Source organism: Mycobacteriales bacterium (assembly GCA_035550055.1).
In the GTDB taxonomy this organism is placed as follows: Bacteria; Actinomycetota; Actinomycetes; order JAFAQI01; family JAFAQI01; genus DASZTV01.
Map to the genome: position 1 here is coordinate 1 of DASZRO010000003.1, position 17,974 is coordinate 17,974.

Below are 17,974 nucleotides of genomic sequence, written 5' to 3' on the forward strand. Positions count from 1 at the left end.
GACGGGTTGCGCAGCGCCGCAAAGCTGATTGCGATCGAAATCGAGATCTTCAGTGACAGCTATGAGGAGCTGCCCGGCGGCTGACGGCGCCGTCCGCCGCTGCCGACATCCTTCGCGACCGGACTAAACGGGCCGTCTCGCGTTCACGAGAGACTCCGCCGTCTCGGCCGACGCCTTGACGCGGTCTCGGCATCACTATGGGCAGTGTCCCTGCTCAGGACCTCCCGCCATACCGCCCGATGAGCGCCTCGAGCATTCTGAGGACTCGTTCGGTGTTCTCACCAGGGATCGAGTGCATCGGTATCGCACAGTCGCGGAGCGACTCGATCTCCGCCGCGACGCGCTCGACGTAACGTTCGCCGCCCACCCGTTCGAGCTCAGCCGCCAAGACCGAGGCAAGTGAGTCCTCACTGACCTCGTGCGCCGAGTTGTCGGAAAGCCGCGCGCGCAGCCGGCGCCAGCACTCCGACGAAGGCACATCGAGGACGACGTGCAATGCCTCGCCACCGGCGTCATCAGCCTCGTTCGCGAACCCGAGGAAGTCATCGACGTCGTACAGCAGCTGCGGGATCACCACGACTCCGCCGCCGCCAACCACCTCACGGATGATCGCGTGGACGATCGGCCGAGTGATCTGCCCAGCCCCCGCGAAGTCGGCCGACCAGCCACCGACGAACGTACGAAGCACATCGACATCCAGCAGGAACCATCCGGGCCGACTCGACACCAGCCGCCGTGCGACGGTCGACTTGCCGCTGCCGGGTGCTCCGTTGATGAACACCGCCAACCCGGACTCGCTCATCTGCGACGGACCCGAGACCACATCTAGCCCGAGTGCCCGGCTACTTGACCCCGAGTAGGTCGATGACGAAGACGAGGGTCTGCCCCGACAGCCGGTGCCCGCTGCCCGCCGGACCGTAGGCCTGCTCCGGCGGGATCGTGAGCTGCCGCCGCCCGCCGACCTTCATGCCGGGGATGCCGTCCTGCCAGCCCTTGATCAGGCCCTGCAGCGGGAACTCGATCGACTCGCCACGGTTCCATGACGCGTCGAACTCCGATCCCGAGCTGAACTCGACGCCGACGTAGTGCACCTCGACGGTGTCGCCCGGCTTGGCCTCCTCGCCGGTCCCGACGACGAGATCCTCGATGACCAGGTCGGCGGGCGCGGTGCCGGAGTTGGCGGTGAGCTCAGGTTTGGTGAGGGACATGACGCCACCCTAAAGAGTCACCGACGCACCATAAGGTTTGGCGATCACATCGGGACAGGTACGGCGGTGAGCATGGGTACGACGGGCGAGACGCCGGCCTGGGTCGCCGCCCTCACCGACGACGACCTGCGCCGCCAGTTCGGCGCCGAGATCTTCGCCCGCGGCCTTGCCTACGCCCGCCAGGGCGCCGTCACCGACGTCCAGACCGGCGGCGAGGGCACCCTCCTGCTCGCCGCGGTGAGCGGCAACCGCCCCGCGCCGTACCAGGTCCTCGTCACCAGCCCCGCCAAGGTCAGCAAGCGCATCTCGGCCCGCTGCAGCTGCCCGATGGGGACCGGCTGCAAGCACATCGTGGCCGCGCTGCTCAACACCCGCGGCTTGAAGCCACGCCACGGCGCCCGGCCGTCGTGGCCGCACGACGACTGGGAGCACCTGCTCGACAACGTCATCGCCCGCCCGAAGCCCGCCGCCCCGACGCCGATGGCGCTGCAGTTCGAGCTGGTCCAGCCGCGCAACTCCCCCGGCCGCCGGATCCGGCTGCGGGCGATGGCGCAGGGCAAGACCGGCTGGATCAAGACCGGCGCATCATGGCGCGACCTCGAGAGCCGCTACCAACCGCCCGGCCGCCCGACGATCAGCGCCGAGCAGCGCGCCTGGGTGTTCGAGGTGCTGTCGGTCGCGCGCAGCCATCAGACGCACTACTACTCCCAGTACGCCGACGTCATCCTTCACCTCGAAGATCTCGGTACGGCGACCTGGCGGCTGCTCGCCGCCGCGCAGCGGGCCGGCTTCACCTTCATCGGCACCGGCGCCACCACGGTCGAGCTCGCCGCCGAACCGGCACGGCCTGTGATCGACCTGCGCCGTGCCGACGGCGGGGACGTCGAGCTGACCGCCGCGTTGCGACTCGACGACGGCGAGGTCCTGCCGCCCGGCGCGGACCTGATCGGCGAACCCGCGCACGGCTGCGCGATCGACGAACCGGGCCGGCTGCGGCTGATCCCCCTCGAACCGCAGATCGACGCCTCGATCCAGCGGCTGCTCAACTCCGGGCGGGTGGTGATTCCCGCGGCCGAGACGCCACGGTTCCTCACCGAGTTCTATCCCGCGTTGCAGCGCCAGCTGACCGTCGAGTCGGCCGACGCGAGCGTGGCGCTCCCCCGGATCGAGCCGCCCAGGCTGTCGGTGCGCATCGACTTCGAGCCGGGCCACGTCGCGACGATCGCGTCCTCGTTCGTCTATCGCGTCGGCGACCAGACCCACGAGGTCGCCATCGACGACACGGTGCCCGACGCGAGCCGCGACGTCGACGCGGAACGCGCGCTGCTGTCGCGGCTCACCGCGCTCGACGCCGTACCCGGCCTGCGCGCACCCGCCCACGAAGGTCGCCGCCTGATCCCGCAGGCGCAGGTCACCGGGCTGCACACCGCAGACCTCGCCGAACGTGTCCTTCCGGCGCTCGCCGACGACCCGGACGTCGAGGTCGTGGTGCAGGGCGACGCGACGGCGTACCACGAGTCAGCGGACGCACCGCTGGTCACGGTGGCGCTCGACGACGACGCCAACGACCCCGACTGGTTCAACCTCGCGGTCGCCGTCACCGTCGACGGCGAGCACGTGCCGTTCCCGCCGCTGTTCGCGGCGATGTCACTCGGCCAGGAGCGGCTGCTGCTCGACAGCGGCACCTGGTTCCGGCTCGACCGGCCCGAGCTGCGCCGGCTGCGCGAGCTCATCGACGAGGCGAAGGCCATCCAGGACAAGACCAGCGGCGCCCTGCGGCTCACCCCAGTCCAGGCCGGGCTGTGGGAAGAGCTCGTGCAGCTCGGCGTGGTCACCCAGCAGAGCGAGCGATGGGCCCGGACCGCCGGCGCGCTGCTCGCGCTCGAGGAGATGCCGCGCCCCGACCCACCGGTCGGGCTGAAGGCGCAACTGCGGCCCTACCAGCTCGACGGCTACCAGTGGCTCAGCCTGCTGTGGGACCTCCAGCTCGGCGGCGTGCTCGCCGACGACATGGGCCTCGGCAAGACGGTGCAGACCCTCGCGATGGCGGTTCGTGCCCGCGAGGCGGGGTCGCTGGGCGGCGAGTCCGGGCCGCTGCTGATCGTGACGCCGACGAGCGTGATGTCGACGTGGGCGAGCCAGGCGGCGCAGTTCGCGCCCGACCTCGACGTACGCATCGTCCCTGGGACGCAGCGCAAGACCTCGACCACGGTGGCAGAGCACGCCGCCGGCGCCGACCTCGTGATCACGTCGTTCACGCTGTTCCGCCTCGACGAGGAGGCCTACCGGTCGGTGAAGTGGTCCGGGCTGGTGCTCGACGAAGCGCAGTTCGTGAAGAACCACCAGGCCAAGACCTACCAGTGCGCGCGCAGGCTGCCCGCGCCGTTCAAGCTGGCGATCACCGGTACGCCGCTGGAGAACACGCTCATGGACCTGTGGTCCATGCTCTCGATCGTCGCGCCGGGCCTGTTCCCCAACCCGGAGCGGTTCAACGAGTTCTACCGGCGCCCGATCGAGCGCGGCGAGGCGCCCGACCGGCTCGACGCGCTGCGGCGGCGGATCCGGCCGCTGATGCTGCGGCGTACCAAGGAGCTCGTCGCTTCCGACCTGCCGCCGAAGACCGAGCAGCGCCTCGACGTCGAGCTCAATCCGCAGCACCGCCGGATCTACGACACCCATCTCAACCGCGAGCGGCAGCGCGTCATGCACCTCGTGGAGGACATGGACCGCAACCGGCTGACGATCCTGCGTTCGCTGACCCTGCTGCGTCAGCTCAGCCTCGACGCATCCCTGGTCGACGAGGAGCACGCTGGCAAGGTCCGCTCCAGCAAGATCGACGCGCTCGTCGACCAGCTGCGCGAAATCGCCGCGGAGGGTCATCGCGCCCTGGTGTTCAGCCAGTTCACCCGGTTCCTGTCGTTGATCCGCACCCGGCTCACCGAGGAGGGCCTTGGCCACTGCTACCTCGACGGCCGCACCCGCGACCGGGCCGCGCGGATCGCGGAGTTCACCGAAGGCGACGCCCCGGTCTTCCTGATCAGCCTCAAGGCGGGCGGGTTCGGGCTGAACCTCACCGCCGCCGACTACGTCTTCGTCCTCGACCCGTGGTGGAACCCGGCAGCCGAGGAGCAGGCGATCGACCGGACGCACCGGATCGGGCAGGACAAGCCGGTCATGGTCTACCGGCTGGTCGCCACCGACACGATCGAGGAGAAGGTCGTCGCCCTCCAGGAGCGCAAGCGCGACCTGTTCGCCCAGGTCGTCGACGGCGGCGCGGCAGCCAGCGGTGCGCTGACCGCTGCGGACATCCGGGAGCTGTTCGCGTCCTGACGCCGCCGCCGGCTGAGGTCAGCCGGTCCGCCTGACGCTGTAGTAGCTGTGCGCGTTGTTGCGGTTGCCCGCCCAGTCGGTCGCCACTGCGACGTAACGAATCGTGATCAGCCGCGGATGCTCGACCCGCGTCGTCTCGATGCGGCAGGTGTGCACTCCCGAGTAGCGGTCGTGCGCGAGGCAGGTGAGCCGGCGTACCGCGGCGTAGACCGCGTGCGGCCTGACCCCGTGAACGGCGACGGTCGGTCGCTCGCGGTCGACGTTGATCCCGGTGATCGATGCCGTCGCGGTCGTGCCGTTCGTGTCGGTCACCGAGCCGGTGGCGGACTGCCCGGCGCCGCTGTTGTCGATGTACGCCGGGCCCGGGCACGACATCGCCAGCGGCGCCGAGCCGGGCGTGCAGTGGAACACCACCGTGACCGCGGACCGGTACCAACCATGGCTCTCGCCGGACGCGCTCACCGTGGTCGCGGTGATCGTCGGCCCGTCGCCGCCAGCCCCGGTGGTCACGGGCGCGGCGAAAGCGCTCGGCGCGGTCGCGACCACCACGCCGCCCAGCGCGAGGGTGACCAGGCAGCGGGCGACGTTCACTCCTCCGTTGTACCCGAGCCGTCGTCGTCGCGGTCCGCGCTGTCGCTCACGCAGCGGGCAGCCGCCGACCCGTCACCAGCGAAGCCGGGTCCGCCCTCGCCCAAGCGTGACGGTGAGCGTCCCACGTCGGCTCGCGTGGCGGGCGCGACCGCCGACCCGGACGAGCTCTCCCGGTCGCAGGTGCGTCAAGGCGAGCCGGGTCGCTCCGTCGGTCGTGATCGAGGCGGTGCCCGACGGCAGCCGTGCCGCGGCGAGGTCCACCGCGACGTGGCCGACGTTGCGCAAGGTCATCTCCAGGCGACGCGACCGTTGAAGCGGCGCGCCGAGCTGCCAGCTCCCGGTGGTGACCTGCATCGGCGGCGCGTCAGCGGGCGCGATGACCGATCCGGTCTCGTGCTCCGTCACGGCACGCCCGGCCATCGCGCCGTCGGTGGCGCGCACGGTCGACAGCGCGTTGCCCTGGGTGACCCGTTGCCGCAGGCCGGACAGCCAGTACACCCGAGTCGGCCCGAGACCGAGTCGGCGGTTCACCGACTGGCTGCACCACGTGTAGCTGACGGTCCGCGGATGCGCGTCGACGACCGGCCGGTGCGGCAGGGCGGCGACCTGCGAGGAGAAGCCGTCGAGCAGGTCGGTGGTCACGTGCTCCGGCGCGGTGGTGGAGAAGAAGGTGAACCGGTCCGCCGCCGCGCTCAGCCGCTGGATCAGCTCGGGGTTGTTCACCGAGGGCGACAGCTCGTCGGTGTAGGAGTCGCTGATCACCAGCGGCACCCAGTGCAGGTTCGCCGACCGGTCCGGAGCGGCGGCGATGACGAGGTTCGCCGCCCCTGCCGGCGCGCTGCTACAGCCGTCGTCGAACCCGCCGTCGAGCGGCATCGACGCCGCGAAGACCGACGGGTACGTGCTCGGCAGTACGAAGCTGGCAAGCCCGCCCATCGAGTAGCCGGTGATCAACGTCCGGTCGGCCAGCACGCGATACTCGCGGGCGACCTGGCCCCAGACCTGCCAGAAGTCGTGCTCGGCGACTCCGGCGTACAGCCCGTCGCCTCCGAAGCCCTCGGGGCTGACGCAGATCGAGTCGCGCTCCTGACAGAGCTGCCTCGACAGTCGCGGGTTGATCACCGGGTACTGGTTGTAGTTGACGTCGGCGGAGTGCAGCAGCCACGTCAGCGGCAGCGGCGTCGCGGCCGAGTAACCCTTCGGGACGTACACCTCGTAGGGCTGCACCCGGCTGAGAAAGGTGGGGTTGGCCGTGGCTGCGCCCGACACCCCTTGCCCGAGGTGCAGGTCGGTGACGTACCAGCGGTCGCTCCAACCGGTCACGCGCGGCGCGGGCGTCGTCACTCGCTCGGCGAGGCGGTGCCAGTCGACAACGCGGGAGAACGGCGTGACGTCGCCGGTGGCGAGCGCGTCTGCCTGGTGCGCCTCCGACCAGAAGTTGTCATCGACGAGATGGCGGAGCGCCGCAGGTGCTTGCCGCAGCCAGCCCGGCAGGCTCTGCGCTGCGGCCAACGCCTGGTCGATCCCCGCTGTCGAGGTTGCGACGTACTGGGCCGGCTCCTGTCGCCGCGCGCGGAAAGTGACGTTGTACGCACGCGCCGCGGTGGCGGGGGCCGGAAGCGCACCCGCGAGTGTCGGTACGGCGAACGTGCGTCCGGACGGGGCGGCGAGCCCGGCCGCCAACCGGACTCGCCAACGTCCCGAGACCGCCAGCACGTGACGCGGCACGACGACGATGAACGACCGAGCCTTCGGATCCACGTGAGTGGCGAACCGTGCGATCACGGCGCCGGTCGTCGGGTTCTCCAGCCACGCGCCGGTCGCGGACACGACCAGCGCACGATCGATGCCCGGTGAGGTCAGGTTCGCCGCGGCCGGCCACCGCGCCGAGCCGGTCGAGGCGTCGTCGTCGGTGTCGAAGGTCCACTCCGCGATCGGCACGCGCGGAGAAACCAGCGTGTTCCAGTCGATCCGCCAGTAGCTGGCCTTTCGGGTCAGCCCGATCGCGGCCCGGAAGATGTCCGCGCCGTCGCCTGCCGCTGCACCCGCGGGGTAGACGAAGCTGCCCTTCGCCGGTGACAACGGATCGGCGGCAAGCGTCTCGGTGTTCAGCGGCAGCGCCGACGTTTCGCTCGCCCCGTAGTCGTCGTACACCCAGTCGGTCCACTCGAGCGCCCCGCCGGCCAACCGCCCCGTGCCCGACGTCCGCGAGAAGCGGTCTGGGAACGGCCAGGGCTTGGGCGTCGGCAATCGCGGCTCACGGTCGTGTGCCGCCCGGGCGGCCCCGGGGGGCAGTCCCGTCCGCGGGCGTTCGAGACCCGCGCCGCTGGCCCGAGGCAATGACACGGCTTGCGCCACGCTGGCCGCGCTCGACGACGGAATCGCGACGCCGCAGACCGCGAGACCGACCACCACGGCGACCGCGAGTGTCAGCACGCCGCTGCGTCGTACTGACCGATCAGCCCGCACGAGCGATGCCCGTCAGCGCGCCGGTCGTCCCCACCGGACGCCCTCCTCCGTCGAAGTAGAACCTTGTTCTATCTTTCCGGCTAATCGGCGTCAACGCTGGTAAAGGCGACGAGGGCGGCGCCTACCCCGCAGCCGCAGGGCGCTCCTCACACCCGCGGTTTCGCATGTTCATCGATTGCACCCGGCCGTGGTCCAGCCAGTACGCGGAGGCGTTGTAGAACGACAGCAGGTCGGCGACGCACCGGCCATCGATCCGATAGGGCACGTTGCCCGAGACGAGATTCGTCGGGTCCTTCGCGGCGGCGGCAGGACTGTAGGTGCCGCCGCCGATGGAATGCGCGTCGGCAGATCCGTCGAAACGCAGGGCGGTGAGCCGTCGCAGGCCTGATTGCTCGTGCTTGAGGTAGTAGTCGAACCACGCCTGCGAGTAGTAAAGCGAGACCAGCTGCCCGTAGCGAGAGGCCGGCAGTGCACCGACCGAAGACTGCTGGTCCCACTCGTAGTGGGTGCTTGCCCGCGGTGTGATGACCATCGAGTCGACGCCGGCCTTGCGCATCTGGTCGAACGCGGGCCAGTGCTGCTCCGGGTTCTCGAACGCACCGGGGAGCCGCGGGGTCGCGAACTCCGGGAACTTGTAGTCGGTGCCGAAGTACAACGCCGGGGCGTGGATCTTCGGCAGCAGCCACGACGGCAGCGACAGATCGATGTTGTCGTAGGAGATGACCGCTTTGACTCGCGGGTCCTGCTGCCCGATCGGGGTGACTGCCGAGGCTCCGAGGGAGTGGCCGGCGATGCCGACCTCGGAGCGATTCACCTCTTGCCACAGCGGGTTGTACGGCAATGCGTGCTCGCCGTTGCGGCCCACGTCGTACTTGTCGGGATGACGTGGCGTCGACACCGCGAAGTCGATCGCGGCGTGTGTCTCCGGCTTGTCGTTGGTCGGGACGTTGCACACGATGCCGCACTTCTTCGACGGGTCGGTGTCGTGGGAGGTGACCTCTGAGTCACCCTGGGCCTGCGGATCCATGATCAGGACCACGTAGCCGGCCTCGGCGAGGCCCTCCCCGTACCACCAGGCCTGCTCCTTCGACTCCTGCAAGCCAGGCGTGAAGGTGACGATCGGGTAGCGCCTGCCCGGATGCGGATTCGGGCTGAACAGCTCGGCGTCGATCTCCGCACCGTCGGTCGAGATGTAGTGGAACTGCTGGAACTGGCCGCGCCCCAAGGCGACCCACCGAGTCGGGACCCGAAACGGGTCACCACCCGCAACGAACACCGAGCCCCAGCTGCGCAGCCTGGGGTCGGTGACGTCGCCGAAGATCTCGTTGGGATTGCTCCCTGCCACCTCCATCGCGGACATCGCGACGAACGCGGGATTGGCGAGCTCGTCGGTCAGCCGCTGTGTCGAGCACAGTTCGTTCTGCCGGTCTCTCGCCTCCCACGCGACGAGGTCGGTCTTGGGGTTGGGGTTGCCCACGGCCCCGGTGCAGTCGGTCGCCACCACACCGCCGGCCAGCAGCTGACTTGCGTTCAACTCGCGTGGCGCGTGCGACGGGCTCGCCGTCGCCATTCCGGCACCCGACACGGCGAGCGCACCCGCCAACAGTCCTGCCAGCCGCACGCGACGAGATCGTCCGAACATGCCGAGAGGTATACCGCAGCCGCGAAGGCCGTGCTGCCTGTCGCACCTCGGAGGCCGCTGTCGGCCGACCGCCTGCTCTGCTACCCCAACGCTTCCGCTTCGTCGATGACGCGTCGGGCGTCGAAGGCTTGCCACAGCATCAGGTACGCGGTGAGCAGGTGCAACTGAGTGCGCGCGAACTCGTCGTCCGCGATCCGCGGGTCGAAGCGATCCTCCAGACCGTCCAGATCGCCGACGTGCCGCTCGAGCCTCGGCACCGCGCCGAGCGGCCACTGCAGCCCGCCGGCGACGACGTGCAGCGCGAACTGGCGCTCGAGCACCGCAGCGTCGAGCGGGCCGCCACCGGCTTCGGTGAACACGCGCGCGAACCGGTCGAGGAAGTGACCGATGTTGGCGACGAGGAAGTCCGGCTCGGTGAAGATGAGGGCGCTTGCCAGCGCAGTGACGAGGTTGATCTCGCCGACGTTGCCCCAGTCCATGAGGCCGCAGGCGAGGTCTCCGTCGCCGTCTCGCCAGAACCAGGCGTTGTCGATGTTCGCGTTCCAATGGCAGAACGCGTCGAGGTTCGGCGCGTCTTGCTGCGCGGCGCGCAACGCAGTTGCCAGCTCTACCGAACGTGGCGCCTGCGTACGAAGCTCGGCAAGGAAGGACTCGGAGCGGATCGAGGCGGGAAGCAGCTGCGGAGCCCGCGCCGCGAAGTCGGCGTATCGCTCGACCCACCCGGTCACCTGCTCCGGCGTGACCGGTGCCGGACGCCGACCTGACGGCTTGCGTGGCCGGCGCTCGAAGCCCGCCATGACGTGGGCGGGGAAGCGGCCCGCGCGATGCGTGCCGGCCAGCCGGGCGAGGGCGCTCACCAGTGCGTCGTAGTGCTCACGAAGGTCGTCGATCTCGTAGTCACGGGCCTTCGGGTGATGCGGCTCGATGCCGTTCTCGCCGAAGGCGATCCGTTCTGAGATCAACAGACCCGACCCGGATTCGAGGTGGTAGTCGGCGAACAGGCATCGCGGGACGGCGACCGGGAAGTCGGCCCTCATCGACAGCAGACCGAACCGCGTCTCGGTCGCCATCTGCCGCTTGCCGCCGTCGCGCGCCTCGTTGTCGAAGTCTCTGGAGAACTTCACGAACAGCCGGGTCGGCAGGGTGGCGTCCGGTGCGTCGTACCTGACCGACAGCAGCGCCTTGCGGCCGGTGCTGCCACCCGTGAACGGCTCGAGCTGCTCGACCGCGGCGACGCTGTTGTCCGGGCTCATCGCACCGCTGGCATGAAACGCCCGCGTCAGGAACTCGACGCCGGCCTCGCGGAGCGCGTCGAGGTGCACGGGGAACTCGGCGTCGAGAAGATCCCCGACCGCCCAGCCCCCATCGTCGCGGGCAGCGACCGCGGAACCCTCTGACACGGATCAAGTGTCGGCCAAGCGACGGCATTCACCGCTGGCGGGCCTGCCAGCGTCGGATCGCGGCGCGATGCAGCGGGTCGAGCGCCCGGCCTTCGGCCGCGAGATCCGCGCGCAGGCTCCCGCGATGACGGAAGATCCAGACCAAGCCGAGCCCCCACGCGACGTACTGCACGCAGAACGCCGCCTTGAACTCGCCGAGCGACGCCGACGACGGGCCGACCCCGAACCCGGACAGCACCGCGCCGATGCCGGCGATGACCGCCAGCGACGCGACGAAGCCGCCCATGTTGACGATTCCGCTGGCGCTGCCAGCCCGCACGAGCGGGTTGTGGGTGCGCGCGAAGTCGATCCCGACCATCGAACCCGGGCCGTTCGACCCGAGTACGACGACCAGCAGGATCAGCAACCCGAGCGGCGTCCGGCCGGGCCAGGCGAGCACGACGGTCCAGATCACGATGGTGGCGACGACGATCGCCAGCACGAGGTTGGTACGCCGCAACGGGTAGCCGCCGGTGAGCCGCCCGAGCAACGGACCTACCGCCATGCCCACGGCCACCAGCAGCGTGAGCAGCGCCCCCGCAGCACCCTTGGACAGGCCTTCGCCGGTGACGAGGAACGGGTAACCCCACAGCAGCGCGAACGTGTTGCCGGAGAACTGAGTCGTGAAGTGCGCCCAGAGCCCGAGCTTCGTACCGCGCTCCCGCCACGCCTGCGCCACGTGCGTCGTGATCTGCGCTCGGGTGAGAGCCAGGACGGCCGGCGCCTGGTCCGGCGCGTGGTCGTGCACCGCGGTGCCGGCGAGGACCGCTGCGCCACACCCGATGGCCGCACACAGCAGGAAGGTGTCCCGCCATCCGGCACCACCGAGCAGCGCCACCAACGGGTACGCCGCCGCCACCTGACCGAGCTGGCCGACGATCGCCGTGAGCTGGGTGAGGACCGGGACCTGACGGGCCGGGAACCAGGTACCGATCAGGCGCAGGACGCTGATGAACGACATCGCGTCGCCGCCGCCGACCAGCACGCGGGCGAGGACGGCCAGCGCCACCCCGTGCGCCAGCGCGAGACATGCCTGGCCGGCCGCCATGACGATCGCGCCCGTCGTCAACAGCCGTCGGCTGCCGAAGCGGTCGAGCGCCGCCCCGACCGGCACCTGCATGCCGGCGTACACCGCGAGCTGCAGGACGACGAACAGCGAGATCTCCGCCGCCGAGGCGTGCAGCTGGTGCTGGGCGCGGATCGCGGCCACGCCGAGCGAACCGCGCTGGAACACCGCGACCGCGTAAGCGGCCACCGCGGCGCCCCAGATCAGCCAGCGCGCCGCCGTCCCTTTCACATCACGACGGTAGAGGCTGCCCGCCGAGGCGCAGCCCGTGCCCGCACAACCGGATGGTGTGAACCGGCGGCTGGCGGGTCATGATCACACGCATGGCGTCGCCTGCAGCGTCGAACGCGGAGGCGCCGCGCCGGCTGGGGGTGATCCTCGGCGCCTTGATGTTGGCCATGGTCCTGGCCAGCCTCGACCAGACGATCGTGTCGACCGCGCTCCCCACGATCGTCGGCGACCTCGGCGGGCTCAACCACCTGTCGTGGGTGGTGACGGCGTACCTGCTGTCCTCGACGGTCGCGACGCCGCTCTACGGCAAGCTCGGCGACCAGTACGGCCGCAAGCGGCTGTTCCTGATCGCGATCGTGGTCTTCCTCATCGGCTCGACGCTGTGCGGCATCGCGCAGAGCCTCACGCAGCTCATCCTGTTCCGCGCGCTGCAAGGCATCGGCGGCGGCGGGCTGATGGTCGGTGCGCAAGCGGTCATGGCCGACGTGCTGCCGCCGCGGGAACGCGGCCGCTACTCCGGGTACTTCGGCGCGGTCTTCGGTGTGACGAGCATCGCCGGCCCGCTGGTCGGCGGCTTCCTCGTCGACGATGCCAGCTGGCGCTGGGTGTTCTACGTGAACCTGCCGTTCGGCCTCGTCGCGCTCGCGGTGATCTCCACCGTGTTGAAGAGCCCGGCACAGAAGACCGCACACCGCATCGACTACCTCGGCGCGGCGCTGCTCACCGCGTCGGTCACCTGCATCGTGCTGCTGACGACCTGGGGCGGTACGACGTACGGCTGGGGCTCGGCCACGATCGTCGGGATGGCCGTCGCCGCCGTACTCGCCGCGGCCGTGTTCGTGTTCGTCGAGTCCCGCGCTGCCGAGCCGGTGATCCCGCTGCGGCTGTTCCGGATGCGCGTGTTCACCGTGTCGAGCAGCGTCGGGTTCATCGTCGGCTTCGCGCTGTTCGGCGTCATCACCTATCTGCCGCAATACCAGCAGGTCGTGCGCGGCGCTTCCGCGACCGCGAGCGGACTGGAGCTGTTCCCGCTCATGGGCGGGCTGCTGGTCGCCTCGATCGGCTCCGGCCAGATCATCACCCGCACCGGCCGCTACCGTGCCTTCCCGATCATCGGCACCGCAGTCCTCGCCGTCGGCGTCTACCTGCTCTCCCACCTGGGGGTGCACACCGACGTACTGACCTCCGGCACCTTCATGGCGGTCACCGGGCTCGGGCTCGGCCTCACGATGCAGGTGTTGGTCCTCGCGGTCCAGAACAGCGTCGAGTCTCGTGACCTCGGCACAGCGACGAGCGCCGCCACCTTCTTCCGCTCGATCGGCGGGTCGATCGGGGTCAGCATCTTCAGCGCCATCTTCAACAACCAGATGACCGGCAACGTCGCCCACCAGCTGCCGCAGCTCGCCGCGCGGCCCGGCCTCGCGACCGAGCTCCGCGCCAGCCCGCAGGCGTTGGCGAAGCTGCCGACCCCGATCCACGACGGCTACCTGCGCGCGTTCACCGACTCCCTCCACGTCGTCTTCATCGCCGCGATCCCGGTCGCCCTGCTGGCGTTCGCGCTCACCTGGCTGCTCGAGGAGGTGCCGCTACGGACCAAGGTCGCCGCCGCTGACGGAATCGGCGCCGGCTTCGGGATGCTGCGAAGCGCCGCCGTACAGGTCGCCCAGGAAGGCCTCGCCCGGGTCGCCGCAGCGAAGGCGGCGCTCGCGCGACTGCCCGAGCTCGGGATCTCCGGACCCGAGCAGGAGACGCTGCGCGAGGTCTACACGGCTCGCGTGGCCTATTTGGAACAGCTCGCGGATGAGCGGCCCGAGCCACACCAGGCAGACCCGCAAGCGTGGAAGGTCGCCACCGAGGTGCTGCGCGTCGAACGCGAGATCCTCGGCGGCCCGACGCCCGGCGCGGGCACGCCGCAACAGGAGATCACGCTGCGACTGGACGCGGCCAAGGCCGCGCTCGCCACGCTCGAAGCGAGCCCGGTCGCGGCCAACCCGGCGCTGGCCCCGCTTCGCGAGGCCTACCTCTCGCGCATCGCGCGCATCGAGGGCGCTCCCGCACTCGTCGCCGACCGGGAGCTCGCCCCGACGTTCTGGGAGGCGACCAGCCAGCTGCTCGCCGTCGAGCGGGAGACGCTGTCCGCATGGTCGAAGGACAACCAGCTCGACGCGGCGATCGCCGACCGGGTCGACCTCGACCTCGCCGCCGAGCAGGCCGACCTCGCCGTCAGCGCCGAGACGGCGTAGCGGGATCGCGCTAGGCGTGCAGTCCGGCGAGCAGTTCGGCCAGTAGGTCGTCGAGCTGACCGAAGGTCTCGGGAGCCGCGTCCTCCGCGCCGGCGCCGGCCTCGAACGCCTCCTTCGACGGGAACAGCTCGCTCATGACCAACAGCGTCGAGTCGCCGTTCTCCTCGAAGGTGACGGTGGTGACGGTTCCGCCGACGCCACCTTCCTCGTTGGTCCACACGATGCGGGTGTACGGCGTCACCTCGACGTACCTGCCGAAGAAGTCCATCCCCTCACCGAAGTTGAGGTGGTAGCTGCCGCCGGTGCGCACGTCCATGTCGATCGTGTGAAGCGTCATGCCGGTCGACTTCGGGACCCACCACTTCCGGAACAGCTCCGGCGTCGTCCAGGCCTCGAACACCAGCCGCACCGGCGCGTTGAACACCCGCGTGACGACGACCTCTCGATCCGACGGCCGCTCGACGGTCACCGGGTTCCGCTCGCTACTGCTCGGCTGGCTCATCCATGCTCTCCTTGCGTGTCAGTTCGTCGAGGACGCCGTCGAGTGCCTCGAAACGGTCGTCCCACAGCCGGTGGTACCGCTCGATCCACGACTCCACTTCCACGAGGCGCCGCCTGCCGAGACGGCAGTAGCGGACCCGCCCGACCTTCTCGGTGGCGACCAGGCCCGCGTCCTCGAGGACGCTCACGTGCTTCTTCATCCCGGTGAGCGTCATGTGGAACCGATCGGCGAGGTCAGAGATCGACGCCTCGGTGCGGCCGAGCTGCTCGAGCACTCCGCGCCGCGTCGAGTCCGACAGCGCAGCGAACGCGCTGTCGAGCTGAGGCTGCCGATACTGAACCATCGGGTTCAGTATTACACACACGCAGGGTGATCTTGACGTTTTCGGCCTGTTGGACCCCTCATCAGGCCGAAAACGTCAAGATCACCGGCAATGGGGGCTAGTGCGAGAGAGCGGCGCCGATCGCGTCGCGGACCTTGTCGACCATCGCCGCGAACGGTCCCATCACCGCGGCGGCGGTCGTCGTACGCGCACTCGGGTGCGGGTGCGTCGGTGCTGACTCCTCCGCCTTCTTCAGCTCGGCGTCCATGCGGTCGAGGGCCTCGGCGTCCTGGTGTTCCTTCACCAGCGGGAACTCGTAGGACTCCTCGTTGCCGGCGTGCTCGAGGACGTCCGCTGCGAAGGCGGTGAAGGCGCTGAGGAAGTCCGGCGAGGCCGCGTCCATCTTCTCCAGGTCCGCCAGCACGTCCTTGGCCTTGTTCTCCTCGGCCATCCGGGCGTCGGCGACGACGTCGCCACCGGGGATCTCGGAGCGGGTGATCGGACGCAGGATGAGCTCCTCGGCCGTCTCGTGGACGGCGAGCATCTCCCGCAGCTGGTCGAACGTCTCCTGGCGAGACTCGGCCGGCGCGGTCTTCACCGCTTCCAACAGCTGCTTGACCTGCTCGTGCTGAGAGATCAGGAAGTCGATTCCGTTCTGGGCCATGGTTGTCTCCTCTAGGTGTTGGCTTGCGCGAGGTAGTCGAGGCGGTCCCAGGCGCGGTGGCGACCCAGCGCCTCGATCAGCAGCGGCACGTAGTCGTTGTCGGCCTTCTTGCCGCGGATCACTCCGGGTGCGGCCGGGTCGATGCCGGCTTCGCTCAGGACAAGCTCGCCGTCGCCCCATGCGCCGACCGCCTTGCAGTGCCGGTAGGCCTCCTGCAGCAACAGGTGCAGCCGCGGGTCGGCGATCCCCGTCGTGCCGGCGGCAACCAGGACCGCGTCGAACTCGATGGAGCGGGTCGTCAGCAAGGTGCGCTCGACGAGCTGTTCGCTTCGACCCTCGCCGAGTGTGCCGCCGTGAGTGGAGATCACCCGCAAGACCGCGCCTTCGGAGTTGAGGGCCTTGCGCAGCCGCCCGACGCCGGCCAGATCGGAGTCGTCTGTCGCCACGACTCCGACGACGCGGCCGGCGATCGGCCCGGGTTCCATGGCGAGCATCGACAGCGCGGGCGAAATGAGGACCTCTTTCGGAGGGCGTCCACGCGGCGCCGCCATGCCAAGGCCGTCGGCGACCGCGCGGGTGAGGGCGGCGTCGACGTTCGCGAGTACGCCGAGCATCCGCTCCTGGACCTCCGGGAGGGTGCACTTGCCGAGCTCGAAGGTGAAGGCCTCCACCATGTGCGCCTGCTCGACTTCGCTCATGCTCTGCCAGAACATCGCCGCCTGGCTGAAGTGGTCACCGAAGCTCACCGCCGCCTCGCGGACCTTCGACCCGGTGACCGTGCGCGGTCGATGGATGTACGCGCCCTCGGCCTCGTCGGCCATCCGCGGCTCGCCGGCGTCGATGCTGTTCGGCTGGTACGGCGCGATGCCTTGGTGGACCGCCGTCTGGTGGTAGCCGTCGCGGAACATGTCGTTGACCGGGCACTGCGGTCGGTTCACCGGGATCTGGGTGAAGTTCGGCCCGCCCAGCCGGATCAGCTGCGTGTCGAGATAGGAGAACAACCGTGCCTGCATCAGCGGGTCGTCCGTGACCTCGATGCCCGGCACGAGGTTGCCGGTGTGGAACGCCACCTGCTCGACCTCGGCGAAGAAGTTCGTCGGAGTCCGGTCGAGCGACATCATGCCCAGCGGCTGCACCTCACACAGCTCCTCCGGCACGATCTTCGTCGGATCGAGCAGGTCGATGTCCTCGAAGGTCTGGTCGTCGGTGTCGGGCATGACCTGCACGCCGAGCTCGAACTGGAGCGGTGCGCCCGCGCCGATCCCGTCGTACATGTCACGGCGGTGGAAGTCCGGGTCCATGCCGGCGGCGAGCTGCGCCTCCTCCCAGACCAGCGCGTGCACGCCCGCGACCGGCTTCCAGTGGAACTTGACCAGGCAGGTCTCCCCTTTGGCGTCGACCAGCCGGAACGTGTGGACGCCGAAGCCCTCCATCGTCCGGAAGGAGCGAGGGATCGCGCGGTCCGACATCGCCCACATCACCATGTGTGTCGCTTCGGTGTGCAGCGAGACGAAGTCCCAGAACGTGTCGTGCGCGGTCTGTGCCTGAGGGATCTCCCGGTCCGGGTGCGGCTTGCCGGCGTGGATCACGTCGGGGAACTTGATGCCGTCCTGGATGAAGAACACGGGCATGTTGTTGCCGACGAGGTCGAAGTTGCCCTGCTGCGTGTAGAACTTCGTCGCGAACCCGCGGACGTCACGCACCGTGTCTGCCGAGCCCCGGGAGCCGAGGACCGTCGAGAAGCGGACGAACACCGGCGTCTCGCGGCCGGAGGCCAGGAAGTCCGCCTTCGTCAGGGAGCTCGCGGTGCCGTAGGAGACGAACGTCCCGTGCGCCGCGGCGCCGCGAGCGTGTACGACGCGCTCCGGGATTCGCTCGTGGTCGAAGTGGGTGATCTTCTCCCGCAGATGGAAGTCGTCCATCAGGGTCGGCCCCCGGGCGCCGACCTTCAACGAGTGGTCGGTGTCGTGCAGGCGGACTCCCTGCGCGGTGGTCAGGAACTCGCCGCTTTGCGCTCGCGGATCCTGACCACGCTGAGCTCCCTCGTGACGGCGGCCGGTGGGGCTGGTCGTTGCCGGAGCAGACTGCTCTTTCTTGCGAGAAGTGGGCATGGGCGGCTCCTCCGCAACTGGCTTGTGAGCGGCGACCGCGCGACGCGCGACGCCTGGAAGGTCTCGGCTACCGGTGGCGCCCCTCGGTGAAGACGCCGTACAACATCACGACCGCCGTCAGACCGATCAGAACGAACCCGACGATGAGGCCAGCAG

General features: G+C 69.8%; 13 protein-coding genes. 2 read left to right on the forward strand and 11 right to left on the reverse strand.

Features of this window, described 5'->3' with window-relative positions; genetic code table 11:
- Nucleotides 1–214: 214 nt before the first annotated feature.
- Both VG899_00030 and VG899_00035 read right to left on the reverse strand, forming a co-directional pair.
- A complete protein-coding gene (locus VG899_00030) occupies nucleotides 215–802 on the reverse strand; it encodes an AAA family ATPase (protein HWA64745.1) in 588 nt (195 codons plus the stop codon).
- Between the two features lie 40 nt (nucleotides 803–842).
- The gene (locus tag VG899_00035) at nucleotides 843–1,208 is read right to left on the reverse strand and encodes an FKBP-type peptidyl-prolyl cis-trans isomerase (protein HWA64746.1); all 366 of its coding nucleotides are present in this window, start codon (nucleotides 1,206–1,208) and stop codon (nucleotides 843–845) included.
- 72 nt (nucleotides 1,209–1,280) lie between these two features.
- Here VG899_00035 and VG899_00040 point away from each other — a divergent pair, with 72 nt between their 5' ends.
- On the forward strand, nucleotides 1,281–4,538 hold the full coding sequence (locus tag VG899_00040; GenBank protein ID HWA64747.1) for a DEAD/DEAH box helicase: 3,258 nt from the start codon (nucleotides 1,281–1,283) through the stop codon (nucleotides 4,536–4,538).
- A gap of 18 nt (nucleotides 4,539–4,556) precedes the next feature.
- Here the strand turns inward: VG899_00040 and VG899_00045 are convergent, their stop codons facing one another.
- The 5 genes from VG899_00045 to VG899_00065 form a co-directional block, all read right to left on the reverse strand.
- A complete protein-coding gene (locus tag VG899_00045; protein HWA64748.1) occupies nucleotides 4,557–5,129 on the reverse strand; it encodes a hypothetical protein in 573 nt (190 codons plus the stop codon).
- A gap of 72 nt (nucleotides 5,130–5,201) precedes the next feature.
- Nucleotides 5,202–7,565, reverse strand: coding sequence for a hypothetical protein (locus tag VG899_00050; protein HWA64749.1), 2,364 nt, complete (start codon nucleotides 7,563–7,565; stop codon nucleotides 5,202–5,204).
- Between the two features lie 154 nt (nucleotides 7,566–7,719).
- Nucleotides 7,720–9,219: an alpha/beta hydrolase gene (locus VG899_00055; protein HWA64750.1), complete on the reverse strand. Its 1,500-nt coding sequence runs from the start codon at nucleotides 9,217–9,219 to the stop codon at nucleotides 7,720–7,722.
- 101 nt (nucleotides 9,220–9,320) lie between these two features.
- Nucleotides 9,321–10,640 (reverse strand): hypothetical protein, encoded by a 1,320-nt coding sequence (locus VG899_00060; GenBank protein ID HWA64751.1) that lies wholly within the window; start codon nucleotides 10,638–10,640, stop codon nucleotides 9,321–9,323.
- A 28-nt stretch (nucleotides 10,641–10,668) separates the two neighbouring features.
- Nucleotides 10,669–11,976 carry an MFS transporter gene (locus VG899_00065; GenBank protein ID HWA64752.1) on the reverse strand — a complete coding sequence of 436 codons (1,308 nt, stop codon included), beginning with the start codon at nucleotides 11,974–11,976 and terminating at the stop codon, nucleotides 10,669–10,671.
- Between the two features lie 92 nt (nucleotides 11,977–12,068).
- Here VG899_00065 and VG899_00070 point away from each other — a divergent pair, with 92 nt between their 5' ends.
- Nucleotides 12,069–14,219 (forward strand): MDR family MFS transporter, encoded by a 2,151-nt coding sequence (locus tag VG899_00070; GenBank protein ID HWA64753.1) that lies wholly within the window; start codon nucleotides 12,069–12,071, stop codon nucleotides 14,217–14,219.
- A gap of 10 nt (nucleotides 14,220–14,229) precedes the next feature.
- Here the strand turns inward: VG899_00070 and VG899_00075 are convergent, their stop codons facing one another.
- From VG899_00075 to VG899_00090, 4 genes are all read right to left on the reverse strand, one after another.
- A complete protein-coding gene (locus tag VG899_00075) occupies nucleotides 14,230–14,721 on the reverse strand; it encodes an SRPBCC domain-containing protein (GenBank protein ID HWA64754.1) in 492 nt (163 codons plus the stop codon).
- A complete protein-coding gene (locus VG899_00080) occupies nucleotides 14,702–15,064 on the reverse strand; it encodes a metalloregulator ArsR/SmtB family transcription factor (protein HWA64755.1) in 363 nt (120 codons plus the stop codon). The genes VG899_00075 and VG899_00080 overlap by 20 nt, the downstream gene beginning before the upstream one ends.
- A gap of 97 nt (nucleotides 15,065–15,161) precedes the next feature.
- A complete protein-coding gene (locus VG899_00085) occupies nucleotides 15,162–15,707 on the reverse strand; it encodes a hemerythrin domain-containing protein (GenBank protein ID HWA64756.1) in 546 nt (181 codons plus the stop codon).
- Between the two features lie 11 nt (nucleotides 15,708–15,718).
- The gene (locus tag VG899_00090) at nucleotides 15,719–17,818 is read right to left on the reverse strand and encodes a catalase (protein ID HWA64757.1); all 2,100 of its coding nucleotides are present in this window, start codon (nucleotides 17,816–17,818) and stop codon (nucleotides 15,719–15,721) included.
- Nucleotides 17,819–17,974: the final 156 nt, after the last annotated feature.